The following is an 18,330-nucleotide window of genomic DNA, read 5'->3' on the forward strand; positions in this document are numbered from 1 at the left end:
TGCATGGCTGGAGTTGCTCCGGAAGTTCACGCCGAGTTCTTCGGGGACGCCAAGGGCAAGGTGATGCTGAGGAACTTCTATTACAACCGCGATTACCGCGAGCAATCCTCCAGTCAGGCCAAACGCGAAGACTGGGCGCAGGGGATCACCCTGCTCTGGGAGTCGGGCTACACGGAGGGTAAGGTCGGCTTCGGCCTGGACCTGATGGGCATGGTGGGCCTCAAGCTCGACGACGGCGCCCGCGGCGAGGGCGGCGGCGGCCTGATGCCGCGCGACAAGAACGGCAGTTCCAGGGACCACTACGGCAAGTCCGCCGCGACGGCCAAGGTCAAGTACGCCAACAGCGAACTCCGCTACGGGGCGCTGAGCCCGCGGCTGCCGCTGCTGCATTCGAACTCCAGCCGGCTGTTTCCGCAGATCTACAACGGCACCCAAGTGGTTTCCAGGGACATCCAGGGGCTGACGGTGACCGCCGGCCGCCTGGACAAGGTCAAGCAGCGCGATTCGACCGACTTCGAGGGGCTGACCATCATGGGCCAGGCCGGGGCCTATGACGCCACCGTCACCAGCGACGAATTCCTCTATGCCGGCCTCGACTACGAGGTCAATCGGAACCTGACGCTGAGTTATCACTGGAGCCAGCTGGAGGACAGCTTCCGCCGCGATTTCTTCGGCCTCAAGTTCAGCGTGCCGGCCGGCCCCGGCAAGGTGTTCGGCGACATCCGCTACTTCATCGCCCGGGAAGCCGGCGAAGAACGGGTCGGCAACGTCGACAACAACACCATCAGCACCAACTTCGGCTACCAGTGGAAGGGCCATACCGTCTACGGCGGCTACCAGGAGGTGTCCGGCGAGACGGCCTTCGCCTTCGTCGGCGGCGCCGATACCTACCTGTTCGGCGAACAGATGGTCAGCCAGTTCTCCTTCGCCGACGAGCGGCTCTGGCACGTCGGCTACGACTTCGACTTCGTCGACGTCGGGGTTCCCGGCTTGAAGTTCACTTTTCGCTACGTCAGCGCCGACCATGTCGACCCGACCCACATGAGCGGTTCCGAGGCGCGCGAATTGCGCGCGCGCGGCGCCCGGGGCAACGAGTGGGAGCGTTACAACGAGATTGCCTATGTCGTGCAGAGCGGACCGCTCAAGAACCTGGGGATGCGCTGGCGCAACTCGACCAACCGTTCGAACTTCGCCAGCGGCGCCGACGAGAACCGGGTGATGGTCGATTACGTATTCAACTTCTGATGAGGGTGATGACTCGGATTCATTCAAGGTCAATAACGGGCTCGTTATCGGCGGGCATTCGAATTCCGTCGTTGAGCGACTGACAACGATAAAAAGGCAATAACTATAAAAAGGCACAACTCCATGAAAATGCTATTCAAGACAGCCCTTGCACTTGCCGTTTCCGCCAGTGCGGTAAGCCTGGCCCAGGCCGCCGACTACAGCATGCGTCTGAGCCATCAACTGCCGGCCTCGCACCATGTCGCCAAGGCGCTGGAAGCGTTCGCCGTCGAGGCCGAGAAAAACAGCGGCGGTCGCCTGGACGTGCAGATCTTTGGCGGCGAGCAGCTCTACAAGGCCGCGCAGAACCACGTCGCGGTGGCCCGCGGGCAGGTCGAGGCGGCCTCGATCCTCAGCCTGCAGTGGGGCGGTACCGTTCCGGAAATGCAGATCTTCAGCATCCCCTACCTGATGACCCGGCCCGAGCAGCTGGAGAAGTTCCCCGGCTCGCCGGCGGCCGCGCTGCTGGAGGACAAGCTGCAGCAGAAGGGCGTGAAGAGCATCGCCTGGCTGCTGGACGCCAACGACAGCACCTTCACCTCGCAGAAGGCCCCGCTGGTGGCGCCGGCGGACTTCAAGGGCGTGAAGATCCGCGGCCTCGGCCGGCTGGTCGACACCGGCTTCATCGCCATGGGCGCGGCGCCTTCGACCATGCCCGGTTCGGAGGTCTACCAGGGCCTGCAGACCGGGGTGATCGACGCTGGCGTCTCCAGCCTCAGCGCGGTCTACGCGCGGCGCTACTACGAGGTGCAGAAGTATGCCGTGGTCACTCCGCTGATCACCGTCTACCAGAACCTGGTGGTCAACCCGCGCTGGTGGGAGGGCCTGCCGGCGGAGGTCCGCAACGGCGTGCTGGCCGCGGCGAAGAGCGCCGAGCTGAGCCTGGCCGCGCAGGGCGCCGAGCAGGACCCGGAGGGCGTGGCCAAGCTCGAGAAGACCGGGATGACCGTCACCGTGCATACCCCGGAGCAACGCAAGGCCCTGGAGCAGGCCATGCAGCCGGTGGTCGTCGGGGAGTTCCTGAAGACCACCGCGGACGGACAGAAGCTGCTCGATCTGGTCAGGCAGCTCTGAGAGGCTGTGAAAAATTCAAGCCGCTGCTGAGCCCCCTTCAAAACCCCCGCTAAAACGTTGCGCTACGTGAAAAGTGAGACTATTTGGTCCGCAAACTCTCCTGCATTTCACGTAGCACGCCGTTCTGAAGGTGGTTGGAGAGGTTCTCGCGGCGCTATTCGATTTTTTCACAACCTCTGAGGCGTCGCGCCCGCCTGCTGGCGGCCCAGGGAGCGGGCGATGCCCGCCGGGTTCCCGCCAGGAGTCGATCCCTTGCAGACCCCGAGGAGGGTTCATCATGAACAGCAAGTCACTCTGTCTGGACGGCAGCCCGGAGGCCCTGGCGCTTCCGGCGGTCTGTCGCATCTTCAGCCGCACCGTGTCCGCCATCTTCGCCGCGGCCATGGCCGTGTCGGCACTCTGCGTGCTGGTCGCCCTGGCGGTGATTGCCTATTCGGTGGTCGTCCGCTACTTCCTCGGCGAGCCCTCGCTGTGGGTGGACGAGGTGGTCGGCTACCTGGTCGTCGCCATCGTCATGTTCGGCGTGGCCTCGGCCCTGCGCGAAGGCCGGCACATCGGTGTCGACCTGCTCACCGAGCGCCTGGGTCCGCGCGGCCGGCGCCTGGCCGAGGCCTGGTCGATGCTCGGCGTGCTGGCGCTGGCGGTGTTTTTGATCGCCAATGGCTGGGAGACGGCGATGTTCTCCAAAAGCATCGAGATGGTCAGCCAAGGCTATCTGGAAGTGCCGCTCTATGCGCTGCAACTGCTGATTCCCTTCGGCGGCTGCCTGCTGGCCCTGGCCGCGGTCGACGCGCTGCTGCGCCTGGCCTTCGGCGGCTCCGCCCACGTCGGACAGGAGAAACACTGATGCTGGCCATTACCCTGATGCTCATCGGCCTGGTGGCGCTGCTGCTCACCGGATTGCCGATCTTCGCCGGGCTGTCGCTGTTCGGCGGCTTTCTGCTGGCCGGCGAGCCGGGCGGGCTGGATGCCGTCTCCGACCTGATCTTCGCCAAGACCGGCATGTACGTGCTGGTGGCGATTCCGCTGTTCGCCTACATGGCGCACATCATGATCCGCGGACGGATCGTCGACGATCTCTACACCACCGCCCACACCCTGACCCGCCACCTGCCCGGCGGGGTCGGCATCGCCACCATCGTCGCCTGCATGATCTTTTCCTCGATCTCCGGCTCGAGCGTCGCCACGGCGCTGACCATCGGCGCGGTGGCCATTCCGCAGATGATCCGCTACGGCTACGCGCCGAAGATGGCTTATGGCCTGGTGGCTGCCGGCGGCACCCTCGGCATCCTGATTCCGCCCTCCGGGCCGATGATCCTCTACGGGGTCGCCACCGACACCTCGATCAGCGGGCTGTTCATGGCCGGGGTGCTGCCGGGGTTCCTGCTCTCGGGGATCTTCATGGCCTACTGCGCTTTCAAGCAGTGGGGCACCCCGCGTGCCGAGCGTGCCTCCTGGGGCGAGATGGGCCGGGCGGTGCGCCAGTCGGCCTGGGCCATCGCCTTGCCCGGCCTGGTACTGGGCGGCATGTACGCCGGGCTGTTCACCGCCACCGAGGCGGCGGCCATCGGCGCGGTGCTGGCCCTGCTGATCGCCGGCCTGGCGTATCGCAGCATCGGCTTGCGCGAGATCTGGCAGTGCGCCATCGAGGCCAGCCGCACCTCGGCCATGCTGTTCATGATCCTCGCCGGCGCGGCGGTGTTCAGCTATGCCCTGACCAAGCTGATGATCCCGCAGCAGGTCGTGGCGCTGGTGCTCGAGCTGCAGATCGGCCCCTACGGCTTCCTGCTGCTGATGATGCTGATGCTGTTCGTCCTCGGCATGTTCCTCGAGTCGATCGCCATCATCCTGATCACCTCGCCGGTGATCATGCCGGTCATGGCCCACCTGGGGATCAACCCGATCTGGTACGGCGTGCTGCTGGTGATCAACCTCGAGGTGGCGATGATCACCCCGCCGGTGGGGATGAACCTGTTCACCATCAAGGGTGTCGTGCCCAGCGCCTCGATGGGCGAGATCATCCGCGGCGCGATGCCCTTCGTGCTGCTGATGACCCTGGGGATGCTGCTGGTGATGCTGTTCCCGCAGATCGCCCTGGTGCTGCCGGAGAGCATGATCAACATCAACGCGCAGTAAAAGCCTCTCGGCCGAGGCGGGCGCCATCGGCGCTCGCCTCGATAGCCTCGAGTCGTATCGCAATAGAAGTCGATCCCGCTTCGGCATCGCGCTTGGCGGAGACTGCGAAGGGGCATCGCTCGAGCCTGTGGCCGAGTGGATTTTCAAGCAGGTGGCCGCTTCCGGGCGAGCACAGCAGATTTGCTTTTCGAGTTGTCCCGGTAATTTGCTTATCTTGGAGTGCCCATGTCCCCCATTGCCAATCCTCAACGCCTGATCGTCTTGCTCGCCGCGTTGGTGGCTTTCGGTCCGCTGTCCATTGACATGTACCTGCCCAGCCTGCCGCTGATCGCGGCCGATCTTGGCGCTTCCGAGTCACAGATCCAGATGACCATCGGGGTGTTCCTCGCTGGTCTGTGCATCGGCATGCTGCTCTACGGCCCGCTGTCCGACCGTTTTGGCCGGCGTCGCCTGCTGCTGGGCGGCATTGTCCTGTATATGCTGGCCAGCCTGGGCTGTGTGTTGGCTGCTGGAGCCGGGCAACTGGTGTTCTGGCGTACCCTCCAGGCCTTTGGCGGCGCAGCCGCTTCAGTACTGGCGCGGACCATTGTGCGTGACCTGTTTCCCCTGGCCGATGCCGCCCGCATGCTGTCGCTGATGCACTTGGTAACCATGATCGCCACTCTGATCGCCCCTCTGGCCGGAGGCTACCTGATTCTGGTTGCCGGCTGGCGGGTAATCTTCATCGTACTGCTGGCCCTTGCCGGTCTGTGTCTGCTGTTCGTCGCGTGGAAGATCCCGGAAACCCATCCAGCCCACGCTCGCGGCGTCTCGATCGGTATCGCTTTCCGTGCCTATGGGCACATCGTCCTGCAACCGCAGGCGCTCGGCTACATCCTGTGCATGGGCCTGTCGTTCGGCGGCATGTTTGCCTTCATCACCGCCTCGCCCTTCGTCTACATCCAGTATTTCGGCGTGTCGCCCCAGCACTACGCTTGGCTGTTCAGTCTGAACATCGCTGGCATCATGATCATCACCTTGCTCAATGCCCGCCTAGTCACGCGCTTCGGTCCGCAGCGCCTATTGTTGCTGGGGGCCGGCATCGCTGCGTTCTCCGGCCTGGGACTGGCCCTCTTCGGGGGTAATGGCATTGGCGGACTGTCTGTCATCGCAGCCTGCCTGGTGTGCTTCATCAGTGTCACCGGACTGCTCGGTGCCAATTGTGTGGCCAGCCTGTTGGCGCGCTTTCCTGGCCAGGCCGGTGCCGCTGCCGGCCTGGCGGTAGCCCTGCAATTCGGTCTCGGCACGGTCTGCAGCGCCTTGGTCAGCGCCTTGCACGATGGCAGCCCGCTGCCAATGAGTCTGGTGATCGGTAGTGCCGGCATCGGCAGCCTTTTGGCGCTTTTGCTTACGCGCCTTCCGGAACGCACTGCTCCGACCGTTCCTCCACGCCTGCAAGCCTGACCGACTCTGAAAATGAGGGGCGGACGGGGCGAGCATCTGCCCGGTAGAAGCCGGGCGAGTGGGTGCGTTCATGGCTCGGTCGAGTACCAATGCAGCTACTCGGCTATCGCCCTGTGTGCACCCAAAGAGAACCTATCCCGCAGCGCACAGATGGCCGTGCACCGCCCCCACTGCTAAGGCATTGACATGAACGACAGACGCCTTCCATTCCTCTTGGACCTGCCTGCCCGCTGTCGTCCCTGGATGCTCACCCCGCTGGCCGGCGCCTTCGGCGGCTGCCTGGCCCAACTGATGGGCTGGCCGCTGCCCTGGCTGCTCGGCGCGTTGCTCGGCGTTGCCGCGATACGTTGCCTGGGTTGTCCGACCGAGCCCATGCCTCTCGGCCTGAAAGCCGGTCAATGGATTCTCGGCATCGGCATCGGCCTGTATTTCAACGCGGCGGTGCTGGAGCAGATTCTCGACCATCTCGGCCTGGTGCTCGTCGGCACCCTGCTGGCCCTGCTCACCAGTCTCGTCAGCATCGCCCTGCATCGGCGCTTCGGGGAAAGCCGGGCTACCGCCTACTTCGCCAGCATGCCGGGTGGCGCCAGCGAGATGGTCAACCTGGGTCGTCTGCATGGCGCCGAACTGCAGCAGGTGGCGGCCAGCCAGAGCCTGCGCATGCTCCTGGTGCTGCTCGGCATTCCAGCCGTGTATGCCTGGCTGTTCGCCGACGGCCAGGTGGCGGTCGGCGCGCGTCCAGAGCCCCATGCAGCATGGCTGCTCCTGCTGTTCGCCCTCGGCGGTCTGGCCGCGCTGCTGTTGCAGTACCGGCGCTTCGCCAACGCCTGGCAAATCGGCCCGCTGCTGGTGAGCAGCGTCTGCAGCGTCGCCTTCGACCTGCACATCGGCCTGCCGGCGGGCGTAGGCGAGTTCGGCCAGTGGCTGGTGGGCTGCACACTGGGCTGCTTTTTCAGCCGTGCTTTCTTCTCCCGCGCCTCGGCGTTCATGTTGCGCACGGCTTTGGCGACCCTTTCGACCATCCTGCTCTGCATACCGATTGCGCTGCTGATGAGTTGGGCCTCGGGCCTGGATGCCCGTACCTTGCTGCTGGGCATGGTTCCTGCCGGCATCGCGGAAATGAGCCTGACCGCCGAGGCCCTGGGCCTGGCGGTGCCGCTGGTCACCGCAATGCAGATGCTGCGCCTGTTGCTGGTGCTGTTCTTGGCCGGGCCGATGTTCCTTTGCTGGAGACGGTGCGTGGGGATTTGGCAGGAGCCTGCTGGTGCAGGAGGTGGAGCATGAGCGGCCGGCTCGATCTCGAGGCCTTGAGCCAGGCGGCGGCTGCCGCCATGCCCTTTGTTCCGCTCTGTACCCAGGTCGATGGAGAACCGCCAGACGGTGCGCCAGAGTCCGATGGCAGCCGTTCCGAGGCGGCTGCCGGAAGACGAGGGGGCGACGGCTTCCGCTGCCTCTGCTGGCGCCTGTCCGCTCGAGTGCGCGCAGGGTGGCCGTACTCCGTTGCCTCATGGAGCTGAGGCCTTGTTCGATGCCTTTGGAGAGCGATGGGCATGGCTATCGACGAGCACCCTCTCGGGAACGGGCAAGCCCTGCGCCAAGCGCTTCATCATCCAGTAGGCAGTAGGCTTGGCGGCCCATTTCACGGCTCTCGAAGCCCAGATAGGCCTGGATCAGGCCCTCGTCGAGCAGCGCCTGCCGTGCCGTATCGAACTCGGGGGTGGTGACGATGATGGCCGGGCGTGTGCCCTTTGTATCGAGCTCGGCGAGCAAGGGGCCGAGTTGCCGGCGGAACTCGCTGGGGTGGTGTACAGGCCAGCTGCCGAGACTAATGACGATGTCGACCTGGTTGGCGTTCAACAGGGTGGTGAGCTGGAACAGCACGCTCTGCTGATCGTTGGCGCTGTACAGCGGACAGCGCTCCAGCTCGTGCCAACCATTCTTTCCGCTCAGCCGCTCGGCCTCAGCATCACCGCCTTCGATGCCACGTAGCTGCAGGCGGACGCCTTTGAGGCGCTCCTGCAGGTTGGGGTCCTGCGGGCTGGCGCTGAGGATGCACAGCCTGCCGCCGTGTGGCCGGAAGTGTTGGGCGAGCCGGCCGAGCTGATGGCCAAAGGCCAGATTGTCGAGCCCGACATAACCCCGGCGCAGATGACGCTCGTCGGGTCCCAGGTCCGAGTCGAAGGTGATCAGCGGTGTCCTGCCCAGGCGTTTCAGGGCGTGCCCGGCCAGCCACTTCGAATGAATTACCGACAGAGCGATGCCATCCAGGTCTTGGCCGAGCGCTTGCTCCAGAGCCTGGTTTTGCAGGCGAAAATGCGCCGGTCCCGACGAGCCGAGCAGCAGGCAACTGTCGCCCTGGGCCCGGGCGGCTTCGGCGCAACCCTTGCCGACCAGACGGAAAAAAGGGTGGTCGATCCGTTTGGCGAGGATCGCGAACTGCAAAGGCTCAGCGAAAGAGGCGAGGGGCGGTCCGCAGAGCAGGCTAGCAGCGCAAAGGAGGCGAGAAAAAACTGATGCTTCACGGCGAATCCTTGCAGAGTCCAGCAAAGCAGCCGAAATCATACGCTCAAGTCTCTATCAGAGCAGCAGCCGGCGGCAAGGCAAGCATCTTGGAGCCGCCTGGTATCGGCGTGGTTTCCATTACCTCAACTGAAGCCGTTGTACCGTGAAGATTTGAAATTGAAGATCATCAGGGAGTTAGCCAGAAAAGCGCTCAGCAGGGAGTAGAGCATGGCACTCCAGGGAATGAGGAAGCAGGCGGCGAGCAGAATGGAAGCGTCGACAGCCAGCTGTACCTTGCCGGCGCCGAGGCCGTGCTTCTTCTGCAGATAGAGGACCAGGATGTTGATGCCGCCCAGGCTGGAGCCGTGCCGGAAGATGATGATGAAGCCGACGCCGATCAGGCTGCCGCCCAGGACGGCGGCGTACAGCGGGTCCAGCCGTTCGAAGCCGACCAGCCGGGGCGTCAGGTCGCTGAGCAGCGACAGGCAGGCGATGGCCGCGATCGTGCGGAGGATGAAGGGCAGTCCCAGCTGGCGGTAGCCCAGGTAGTAGAACGGCAGGTTGATCAGGAAGAAGCAGGTGCCCACCGAAAAACCGCTCAGGTAGTGGCCGATGAGCGCCAGGCCGGCGGCGCCGCCGACCAGCAGCTGGCTGTGGGCGAACAGGTTGAGGGCGAAGGCGATCATCACGGTGCCGAAGAGGATGGCCTGGACGTCTTCCAGCAGGCTGTGGCGTTCTTTCAGGGCTTCGGGCATGGCGGGTTTCTCCTGGAGGGCGATGCCCCCGCGCGGCGCGCAGGGGCGGTCGGCGTCGGGCGAAGGAGGGCGGTTCAGCGCTCGATGGCCAGCGCCACGCCCTGGCCGCCGCCGATGCACAGGGTAGCCAGGCCTTTTTTCGCGTCGCGGCGGAGCATCTCGTGCAGCAGGCTGACGAGGATGCGGCAGCCCGAAGCGCCGATGGGATGGCCGAGGGCGATGGCGCCGCCGTTGACGTTGACCTTGCCGGCATCCCAGCCGAGCTCCTGGCCGACCGCCAGGGCCTGGGCGGCGAAGGCCTCGTTGGCTTCGATCAGATCGAGCTGCTCCAGCGACCAGCCGGCCTTCTCCAGGCAGCGACGGGTGGCCGAGACCGGGCCGATGCCCATGATCGCCGGATCGACGCCGGCATTGGCGTAGGCGGCGATGCGCGCCAGCACCGGCAGGCCGAGGGCCTTGGCCTTCCCGGCGCCCATCAGCAGCACCGCGGCGGCGCCGTCGTTGAGGGTCGAGGCGTTGCCGGCGGTGACGCTGCCGTCCTTCTTGAACGCCGGCTTGAGCGTGCCCAGCGCTTCGGCGCTGGTGCCGGCGCGCGGCTGCTCGTCGCGGGCGAAGCTCAGCGGCTCGCCCTTGCGCTGGGGAATCGAGACGGGGGTGATCTCGTCCCGGAAGCGACCCGCGGCGAGGGCGGCGCAGGCCTTCTGCTGGGAGGCGGCGGCGAAGGCGTCCTGGGCTTCGCGGGTGAGGCCGTACTGCGCCACCAGATTCTCCGCGGTGATGCCCATGTGGTAGTCGTGGAAGGCGTCCCACAGGCCGTCCTCGATCATACTGTCGACCAGTTGCGCGTGGCCCATGCGCAGGCCGGTGCGGGCCTTGGGCAGCACGTAGGGCGCCAGGCTCATGTTCTCCATGCCGCCGGCGATCGCCACCTCGGCGTCGCCGCAGCGGATCGCCTGGGCGGCCAGGTGCAGGGCCTTGAGCCCGGAGCCGCAGACCTTGTTCAGGGTCAGCGCCGGCACGGCATGCGGCAGGCCGGCCCGGAGCGCGGCCTGGCGCGCCGGGTTCTGCCCACTGCCGGCGGTGAGCACCTGGCCGAGGATCACCTCGTCGACCTGGGCCGGGTCGAGGCCGGTCTGCTCCAGCAGGGCGCGGATCACCGTGGCGCCCAGTTCGGTGGCGGGAATATTGGCCAGCGCGCCCTGGAAGGCGCCGATGGCGGTGCGGGTGGCGGCGACGATGACGACTTCTTGCATGACGAACTCCGAATAAAAGGCGCGGGCCGGGCAGGCACCGCGCAAACGGTCATAGGGGGCGGGAACGGTCGCCCCCCATACCGTGGGATCAGTGCGTAGGCCGGAAAACGACCGCAGGTCTTTTCCACCGGGTCGCCGTGCGGGGCAGGGGTGGACAAGGCTGCGCCGTCTTCCACCCCACGGGGCTGTGTGCCGGTGCGCAGGGTGGAAGAGGTTTCCAGCGGAGGCGCGGTGTCAGCGCCGGATCGGGCAGCCGGTGGCTTGCTGCAGCGCCTCGAAGGTCACCCCCTCGGCCAGCTCGACCAGCTTGAGGCCCTGCTCGTTGACGTCGAGCACCGCGAGGTCGGTGATGATCCGGTCGACCACCCCGACGCCGGTCAGCGGCAGCTCGCAGCGTTCGAGGAGCTTGTGTGCGCCGCCCTTGGCGCAGTGCTCCATCAGCACCACCACGCGCTTGACCCCGGCGACCAGGTCCATGGCCCCGCCCATGCCCTTGACCATCTTGCCGGGGATCATCCAGTTGGCCAGGTCGCCATGCTCGGAGACCTGCATGGCGCCGAGAATCGACAGGTTGACGTGGCCGCCGCGGATCATCGCGAAGCTCGTCGCGCTGTCGAAGAAGCTGCTGCCGGGCAGGGTGGTGATGGTCTGCTTGCCGGCGTTGATCAGGTCCGGGTCGACCTCTTCCTCGGTGGGGAAGGGGCCGATGCCGAGCAGGCCGTTCTCGCTCTGCAGCCAGACCTCCATGCCCTCGGGGATGTAGTTGGCAACCAGGGTCGGTAGGCCGATGCCGAGGTTGACGTAGAAGCCGTCCTGCAGCTCCCGGGCGGCGCGTTGCGCCATTTGTTCACGAGTCCAGGCCATGGTCAGGCGCTCCGCAGGGTACGTTGTTCGATGCGTTTTTCCGGGGTGGGGTTGAGCACCAGGCGGTGCACGTAGATCCCCGGCAGGTGGATCTGGTCGGGGTCGAGCGCGCCGGTCGGGACGATCTCCTCGACCTCGGCCACGCAGACCCGCCCGGCCATCGCCGCCAGCGGATTGAAGTTGCGCGCGCTCTTGCGAAACAGCAGGTTGCCGGCCTGGTCGGCCTTCCAGGCCTTGACCAGCGCCACGTCGGCGGTCAGGGACTTCTCCATTACGTACCACTGGCCGTCGAACTGGCGGGTTTCCTTGCCCTCGGCGACCAGGGTGCCGTAGCCGGTCCTGGTGTAGAAAGCCGGGATGCCGGCGCCGCCGGCGCGCAGCTTCTCGGCCAGGGTGCCCTGGGGGGTGAACTCCACCTCCAGTTCGCCGGCCAGGTACTGGCGCTCGAATTCCTTGTTCCCGCCGACGTAGGAGGAAATCATCTTGCGGATCTGCCGGGTGGCGAGCAGCAGGCCGAGGCCGAAGTCGTCGACCCCGGCGGTATTGCTGATCGCGGTGAGGTCCTTCTTGCCGGAGTCGCGCAGGGCGGCGATCAGCGCCTCGGGGATGCCGCACAGGCCGAAGCCGCCGACGGCGAGGGTCATGCCGTCCTTCACCAGCCCGTCGAGGGCCGTGTGGGCATTGGGGTAGGTCTTGTTCATCGTTTCGGTCTCGGGGTACAGGTCGTTCGGAGAACGGGCAGCCGGGCGCGGTGGCGCTCGCCGCCCGCGTCGGGCCTATCGGCGCTGTGGATCGAAGGTCCTGGGCAGGCCCGACCAGCAGCCGTCGTAGTCGCTCTGGAGCTGCGGGCTGTCGAGGGCGAAGCGGCTTGGGCGCAGCACCTGGCCGGTTTCGAACATGAAGGCCAGGGTGTTCTCGATCTTCTGCGGCTGCAGGTCGGCGGCGATGGCCTGGCGGGTGGTCGCCGCGTCTGGGCCGTGGGCGCTCATGCGGTTGTGCAGCGAGGCGCCGCCGGGTAGGAAGCCCCCGGCCTTGGCGTCGTAGACGCCCTGGATCAGCCCCATGAATTCGTTCATCAGGTTGCGGTGGAACCACGGCGGGCGGAAGGTGTGCTCGGCGACCATCCAGCGCGGCGGGAAGATCACGAAGTCGACGTTGGCCTGGCCGGGCACGCTGCCGGGCGAGGTCAGCACGGTGAAGATCGACGGGTCCGGATGATCGAAGCTGACCGTGCCGAGGGTGTTGAAGCGGCGCAGGTCGTAGCGGTAGGGGACGTGGTTGCCGTGCCAGGCGACCACGTCCAGCGGCGAGTGGCCCAGCTCGCAGGCCCACAGTTCGCCGAGGAATTTCTGCACCAGCCGCACCGGCCCGGTGCGATCCTCGTAGCGGGCGAGCGGGGCGAGGAAGTCGCGGGGGTTGGCCAGGCCGTTGCTGCCGATCGGCCCCAGCTCGGGCAGGCGCAGCGGGCAGCCGTGGTTCTCGCACAGGTAGCCGCGCGCCGTGGCGTCGAGCAGCTCGACGCGAAAGCGCATCCCGCGCGGCACCACGGCGATCTGCAGCGGGCCGATCTCCAGCCGACCCAGCTCGGTGTCGATGCCCAGGCGCCCGGACTCGGGGACGATCAAGAGTTCGCCGTCGCAGTCGAAGAACACCGACTCCATCGAGGCATTGGCGCGGTAGAGGAAGACGCTCACCCCGCTGGCCTGCTCCGCCGGGGCGGTGGCCGCCAGGCGGATCAGTCCGTCGAGGAAGTCGGTGCGCTCGGCCGGCACCGCGAAGGGACTCCAGCGCAGCCGGTTGGGGGTGATCGGCCCCGGTTCGAGGCCCGCGAGCTGGCGCTCCAGGCGCTGGAAGGGCGGGTGGCCGGCCGAGGGGCGGATGCGGTACAGCCAGGTCCGCCGCGCCTCGCTGCGCGGCACGGTGAAGGCGGTGCCGGAGAGTTGCTCGGCATACAGGCCGTAGGGGAGCCGCTGCGGCGAGTTCTGCCCGACGGGCAGGGCGCCCGGCAGGGCCTCGCTGCTGAAGGTGTTGCCGAAGCCCGACTGGCAGGCCGGGGTCGAGGGTTCTGGCGTGTGCATGGCGATCTTCCTCGCTCTTGTTATCACGGTGTGGCGTTCAGGGGCCGGGAGCGCTCATCCGACGAAGTCCGGCTGCCGCTCCCACTGGGCGTCGGCGAAGGCGGGCAGGGCCATGCATTCGTCGAAGATGCCCATCAGCAGCGGCACATGGTCGAGCCGGGCGTCGAAGCGCCGGGCGTTGAAGATCTGCGGCACCAGGCAGAGGTCGGCCAGGCCCGGTCGGTCGCCCTCGATGAAGCGGCCGTGGGCGCCGCCGGCGCGCACCTGCGCTTCGAGCTGGGCCAGGCCGTCGACCACCCAGTGGCGGTACCAGGCGTTGCGGGCCGCCTCGCCGGCTTGCAGCTCGCGGCCGAGGTAGCCGAGCACGCGCAGGTTGTTGAGCGGGTGGATGTCGCAGGCGACGGCCAGGGCGGCGGCCCGCACCCGCGCCCGCGCCGCCGGCTCGCGCGGCAGCAGGGGCGGCTCGGGGCGGGTTTCCTCGAGGTACTCGAGGATGGCCAGCGACTGCACCAGGCGCTGCCCGTCGATCTCCAGCACCGGCACCAGGGCGGCCGGGTTGACGGCGCGGAAGGCCTCGCCGAGCTGCTCGCCGCCGCGCAGATCGACCGCCGCGTATTCGTAGTCCAGCCCCTTGAGGTTGAGCGCGATGCGCACGCGGAACGAGGCCGAGGAGCGTGCGGCGCTGTAGAGGCGGATCATGCGCGCACCTCGCGGGCCGGCAGCACGGTGCCGGCGCAGTCGCCGAAGCCGATGCGGCGGGCGCCTTCGCGCTCGCAGTGGCCGCGCAGGATCACCGTGTCGCCGTCCGTCAGGAAGGTGCGGGTCTCGCCGCCCGGCAGGGCGATCGGCTGCTTGCCGCCGAGGGTCAGTTCCAGCAGCGAGCCGCCCTCGCCGGGCGCAGGTCCCGATTGCGTGCCGCTGCCGAGCAGATCGCCGGGCTGCAGGTTGCAGCCACCCACGGTGTGGTGGGCGAGCATCTGCGCCATGGTCCAGTAGGCGTCGCGGAAGTTGCTCTCCATGAGCTTGTGCGGCGCCTCGCCGCGTTCGCGCATGGCGGCGGTCTGCAGCAGCACCTCGAAGCGCAGGTCGAGGGCGCCGGAGTCGCGGTTGAAGGCGCTGTCGAGGTAGGGCAGCGGCTGCGGATCGCCGGCCGGACGCACGAAGGGCGCGCGGAAGGGTGCCAGGGCGTCCAGGGTCACCACCCAGGGGGAAATGGTGCTGGCGAAGTTCTTGGCCAGGAACGGGCCGAGCGGCTGGTATTCCCAGGCCTGGATGTCGCGCGCCGACCAGTCGTTGAGCAGCACGGCGCCGAACAGGTGGTCCTCGGCCGCATCCATCGGCACCGGCTCGCCGAGGGCGTTGGCGCGGCCGACCAGCACGCCCAGCTCCAGCTCGTAGTCGAGGCGGCGGCAGGGCACGAATTCGGGGCGCTCGGCGTCGGGCGCCTTCACCTGGCCGCGCGGGCGGTGGAAGCTCTGGCCGGACACGCCGATCGACGAGCTGCGGCCGTGGTAGCCGATGGGAATCCACTTGTAGTTGGGCAGCAGCGGGTTGTCCGGGCGGAACAGCGTGCCGACCGTGGTGGCGTGGTGGATGCCGGTGTAGAAGTCGGTGTAGTCGTTGATGCGGCAGGGCAGGTCGTATTCCGCCTGGGCCTGGGGCAGCAGGGCGCCGGCGAGATCGGCCTGGCGCGGGCTGCCGGCGCTCAGCGCCGCCGACAGCGCGGCGCGCACCCGGCGGCGGACGTCGGGCCCCCGGGCCATGAAGGCGTTGAGGTCGCCTGCGGCGAGGGGGGCGAGCGCGGCCTGCACCTCGCCGCTCCAGCCGCCGGCTGCGGCCGCGCGGGCGAGGTCGAGAATCCGGTCGCCGATGGCCACGCCGATCCGCCAGGGCTCGTCGCTGCCGGCGCGGCGGAAGCGGCCGTAGGGCAGGTTCTGGATCGGGAAATCGGTCGCGGCGTCATTGGCCGAGGCGACCCAGCTGTGCAGCGCCGGGTCGTGGGTGGCATCGAGCAGCGGAGCGTTGTTCATGGGGTCTTCCTGTTTTTCCTGTGGACCCGGCCGGCGAGCGCCGCAGCTGTCCGCGGGGCTGTCGAAAGGCATGCCGTGGTACTTGAACCTTAGCGTGGCGGGAGCGGCCCCGGTCGCCAAATGCCTGCCGCCCGCCCGGACGAGGGATCGTCTCGGGTCCGGGGACCGGCGGCTTTCGGCCACCGGCAGGCTGCAGGTCAGGCGGTCGCGGTGCGGCTCCTGCCGGTCAATGGTCGGCGGAGAATTCCTTCTCGTGCAGGAAGGCCGCATGGCGAACGGTGCTGCGGGTGCGGCTCCATTCCTCGACCATCGGGCCGGCCAGCTCGTGCAGTTTCTCCAGCACGCCGGGTTCCACGGTATCGGCCGCCAGCTCGATGCGGTGGCCGTTCGGGTCGACGAAGTAGATCGACTGGAACAGCTCGTGGTTGGTCGGCCCGAGCACCTCGATGCCCAGCGACTTCAGCCGCTCCCTGGTGGTCAGCAGGGTGTCCATGTCGGCCACCCGGAAGGCGATGTGCTGGACCCAGGCCGGGGTGTTCTCGTCGCGGCCCATCGGCGGCGAGTTGGGAATTTCGAAGAAGGCCAGCACGTTGCCGGCGCCTGCGTCGAGGAAGATGTGCATGTAGGGATCGGGCTCCTTGGTCGAGGGCACCCGGTCCTCGGAAATCGCCAGCATCAGATCCATGCCGAGCGCTTCGCGATAGAACTCGATGGTCTGCTTTGCGTCGCGGCAGCGATAGGCCGCGTGATGGATACCTTGCAACAGGCTCATGGACTCTCTCCTGGTCTACGGGTCAGATTACGCCGCGGCGTTCCTGGTCTTTCTCGATCGAGCGGAACAGGGCGCCGAAGTTGCCTTCGCCGAAGCTCAGGTTGTTCTCGCGCTGGATGATCTCGACGAAGATCGGGCCGATGATGTTCTTGGTGAAGATCTGCAGCAGGTAGCCGTCCTGGTCGCCGTCGACCAGCACCTGGTGGCCGCGGATGCGGTCCTTGTCCTCGCGCACGTTGGGCAGGCGCTGGAACACGTCGTCGTAGTAGTTCGCGTCGATGTCGAGCATTTCGATCAGGCCGCCCTTCATGGCGTCCAGCGAGGCGAGGATGTCGTTGGTGCTGAAGGCCAGGTGCTGCACGCCCGGACCGTTGTACTCGGTCAGGTACTCGGAGATCTGGTCCTTGTCGTCCTTCGGCTGGTTGATCGGGATGCAGAAGCTGCCGTCCGGCGAGCGCAGCGCGTAGCTGGTCAGGCCGGTCTTCACGCCCTTGATGTCGAAGTAGCGCACTTCGGTGAAGCCGAAGATTTCCTTGTAGAAGGCGCCCCACTTTTCCATCTGGCCCTGCGGCACGTTGTTGGTCAGGTGGTCGATTTCCAGAAAGCCCTTGTCCGCCTGGAGCTTCGGCTGGTCGAGCGGGACGAAATCGGTGTCGTAGATCGAGCCTTTGGCGCCGAAGCGCTCGATGAAATAGATCAGGCTGTCGCCGATGCCGTAGATGGCCGGGTAGGGCAGGTCGCAGTCCTTCGGCTCGGCCGGACGTGCGCCGCGGCGCACGGCTTCCTGCCTGGCGAACGCGGCGTCGTCGACGCGCCAGCCCATGGAGCTGATCGACGGGCCGTGGGCTTTCGCGAAGCGGCCGGAGAAGCCTTCGTGCTCGCCGTTGAGCAGGAAATTGATGCCGTTCTGGTTGTAGCAGGTGATGTCGAGCGTCGGGTGGCGGTGCTTCTTCGAGAAGCCGAAGGCCCAGAACAGGGCGTCGAGCTGTTCGAGCGCCTCGCCGGTGAATTCGGTGAACTCGATGCCGCGCAGGCCGATGGGATTCTTGTCGTTCATGTCGCATCTCCTTGGAAGGTGGAGGACTGCCGGGGTGATGGGGCAGTGCACGATGGCGACTTTAGGAATTGATCTACATCAAAAAAAGCGGAAATATCTGTCTGTGTAAATCTAATATTTAGATCATGTCGTTCGGGAGAACTGCCCTGTGTCCATCGATCTCGAATCCCTGGTCGCGCTCGACGCGGTCGTGCGCCACGGCGGCTTCGGCCGCGCCGCCCAGCACCTGCACAAGGTCCAGTCGGCGGTCAGCTACCAGGTGCGCAAGCTGGAGGAGCAGCTCGGCCTGCCGCTGCTCGACCGCGAGGGCTACCGGGTGCGCCTCACCCCGGCCGGCGAGGCGCTGCTCGCCGAGGGCCGCCGCCTGCTCGGGCATGCCGACCGCTTCGAGGCCCTGGCCCGCCAGTTCATCGACGGCTGGGAGCCGCGCCTGCTGCTGGTGGCCGACGGCATCCTGCCGCTCGATGCGGTGTTCCTGGCGCTCAAGGCCCTCGCCGACGAGCATGTGCCGACCCGCGTGCAGGTGAAGATCGAGTTCATGTTCGGCGTGCAGTACCGCTTCGAGAAGGAGCGCGCCGACCTGATGATCGTCAAGGACTACGAGCCCGACCGCCTGCTGCATGCCGAGCCGCTGCCGGAGATCGAGTGCGTGCTGTGCACCTCGCCCGGGCACCCGCTGGCCGCCGCCGGCGAGGTGGATCTGGCCCTGCTGCAGGAGCATGTGGAACTGACGGTGCAGGACTCCAGCGACCGCGGCGACGACCGCCACATGTTCGGCGGCGACCGGGTGTACTACCTCTCGGGTTTTTCCGCCAAGCAGCAGGCGCTGCACATGGGGCTGGGCTTCGGCTGGATGCCGTTGTACTTGGTGGCCGACCAACTGGCGCGCGGCGAGCTGGTGGAGGTGCGCTACCGGGGCGGCTCGCGCTACCGTTTCACGCCGGTGCTGGTGCAGCGGCTGGACAAGCCGCTGGGACGGGCGGGGCAGCGTCTGGCGGAGCTGCTCAGGCGGGGCGCGCGGCTGGAGGGAGCGCCCGGGAGCCCCGCCTGAGGCAGCTCCCGCTCCGACCGATGGTGGTGTG

The 18,330-nt window shown here is 67.1% G+C and carries 17 protein-coding genes; 7 read left to right on the top strand and 10 right to left on the bottom strand.

What is annotated here, in order from left to right; all coding sequences use genetic code 11:
- Nucleotides 1-3: 3 nt before the first annotated feature.
- The 6 genes from BMY22_RS08345 (at nt 4) to BMY22_RS08370 (ending at nt 7,221) form a co-directional block, all read left to right on the top strand.
- The gene (locus BMY22_RS08345) at nt 4-1,245 is read left to right on the top strand and encodes an OprD family porin (protein WP_090621107.1); all 1,242 of its coding nucleotides are present in this window, start codon (nt 4-6) and stop codon (nt 1,243-1,245) included.
- A 123-nt stretch (nt 1,246-1,368) separates the two neighbouring features.
- Nucleotides 1,369-2,358: a TRAP transporter substrate-binding protein DctP gene (gene dctP, locus BMY22_RS08350; RefSeq protein WP_090621109.1), complete on the top strand. Its 990-nt coding sequence runs from the start codon at nt 1,369-1,371 to the stop codon at nt 2,356-2,358.
- Nucleotides 2,359-2,635: 277 nt separating this feature from the next.
- Complete coding sequence (locus tag BMY22_RS08355; protein WP_090621110.1) at nt 2,636-3,205, top strand: TRAP transporter small permease; 570 nt, start codon at nt 2,636-2,638, stop codon at nt 3,203-3,205.
- Nucleotides 3,205-4,494, top strand: coding sequence for a TRAP transporter large permease (locus tag BMY22_RS08360; RefSeq protein WP_208599251.1), 1,290 nt, complete (start codon nt 3,205-3,207; stop codon nt 4,492-4,494). Before BMY22_RS08355 ends, BMY22_RS08360 begins: the two co-directional genes overlap by 1 nt.
- A 225-nt stretch (nt 4,495-4,719) precedes the next feature.
- Nucleotides 4,720-5,937: a Bcr/CflA family multidrug efflux MFS transporter gene (locus tag BMY22_RS08365; RefSeq protein ID WP_090621113.1), complete on the top strand. Its 1,218-nt coding sequence runs from the start codon at nt 4,720-4,722 to the stop codon at nt 5,935-5,937.
- Between the two features lie 186 nt (nt 5,938-6,123).
- Complete coding sequence (locus BMY22_RS08370) at nt 6,124-7,221, top strand: AbrB family transcriptional regulator (RefSeq protein WP_090621114.1); 1,098 nt, start codon at nt 6,124-6,126, stop codon at nt 7,219-7,221.
- 270 nt (nt 7,222-7,491) lie between these two features.
- Here the strand turns inward: BMY22_RS08370 and BMY22_RS08375 are convergent, their stop codons facing one another.
- The 10 genes from BMY22_RS08375 to hppD form a co-directional block, all read right to left on the bottom strand.
- Nucleotides 7,492-8,379: a substrate-binding domain-containing protein gene (locus BMY22_RS08375; protein ID WP_244158828.1), complete on the bottom strand. Its 888-nt coding sequence runs from the start codon at nt 8,377-8,379 to the stop codon at nt 7,492-7,494.
- A 203-nt stretch (nt 8,380-8,582) separates the two neighbouring features.
- Nucleotides 8,583-9,194 carry a YitT family protein gene (locus BMY22_RS08380; protein ID WP_090621115.1) on the bottom strand — a complete coding sequence of 204 codons (612 nt, stop codon included), beginning with the start codon at nt 9,192-9,194 and terminating at the stop codon, nt 8,583-8,585.
- Between the two features lie 74 nt (nt 9,195-9,268).
- Entirely contained in the window at nt 9,269-10,447 is a 1,179-nt protein-coding gene (locus tag BMY22_RS08385; RefSeq protein ID WP_090621116.1) for an acetyl-CoA C-acetyltransferase, read from the bottom strand.
- A gap of 234 nt (nt 10,448-10,681) precedes the next feature.
- Nucleotides 10,682-11,311 (bottom strand): CoA transferase subunit B, encoded by a 630-nt coding sequence (locus BMY22_RS08390; RefSeq protein ID WP_090621118.1) that lies wholly within the window; start codon nt 11,309-11,311, stop codon nt 10,682-10,684.
- A 2-nt stretch (nt 11,312-11,313) separates the two neighbouring features.
- A complete protein-coding gene (locus tag BMY22_RS08395; protein WP_090621119.1) occupies nt 11,314-12,012 on the bottom strand; it encodes a CoA transferase subunit A in 699 nt (232 codons plus the stop codon).
- A 75-nt stretch (nt 12,013-12,087) separates the two neighbouring features.
- Entirely contained in the window at nt 12,088-13,389 is a 1,302-nt protein-coding gene (hmgA, locus tag BMY22_RS08400) for a homogentisate 1,2-dioxygenase (protein ID WP_090621120.1), read from the bottom strand.
- A 54-nt stretch (nt 13,390-13,443) separates the two neighbouring features.
- Nucleotides 13,444-14,088, bottom strand: coding sequence for a maleylacetoacetate isomerase (maiA, locus tag BMY22_RS08405; protein ID WP_090621122.1), 645 nt, complete (start codon nt 14,086-14,088; stop codon nt 13,444-13,446).
- Entirely contained in the window at nt 14,085-15,419 is a 1,335-nt protein-coding gene (gene fahA / locus BMY22_RS08410; protein WP_090621123.1) for a fumarylacetoacetase, read from the bottom strand. The genes maiA and fahA overlap by 4 nt, the downstream gene beginning before the upstream one ends.
- 226 nt (nt 15,420-15,645) lie before the next feature.
- Nucleotides 15,646-16,191, bottom strand: a complete 546-nt coding sequence (locus tag BMY22_RS08415) for a VOC family protein (RefSeq protein ID WP_090621125.1) — start codon at nt 16,189-16,191, stop codon at nt 15,646-15,648.
- A 22-nt stretch (nt 16,192-16,213) separates the two neighbouring features.
- Nucleotides 16,214-17,248 (bottom strand): 4-hydroxyphenylpyruvate dioxygenase, encoded by a 1,035-nt coding sequence (gene hppD / locus BMY22_RS08420; protein ID WP_090621127.1) that lies wholly within the window; start codon nt 17,246-17,248, stop codon nt 16,214-16,216.
- 148 nt (nt 17,249-17,396) lie between these two features.
- Between hppD and BMY22_RS08425 the strand changes: the two genes are divergently transcribed.
- Nucleotides 17,397-18,299 carry a LysR family transcriptional regulator gene (locus BMY22_RS08425; RefSeq protein WP_090621129.1) on the top strand — a complete coding sequence of 301 codons (903 nt, stop codon included), beginning with the start codon at nt 17,397-17,399 and terminating at the stop codon, nt 18,297-18,299.
- Nucleotides 18,300-18,330: the final 31 nt, after the last annotated feature.

The organism is Azotobacter beijerinckii (genome assembly GCF_900110885.1).
GTDB classification, from domain to species: domain Bacteria; phylum Pseudomonadota; class Gammaproteobacteria; order Pseudomonadales; family Pseudomonadaceae; genus Azotobacter; species Azotobacter beijerinckii.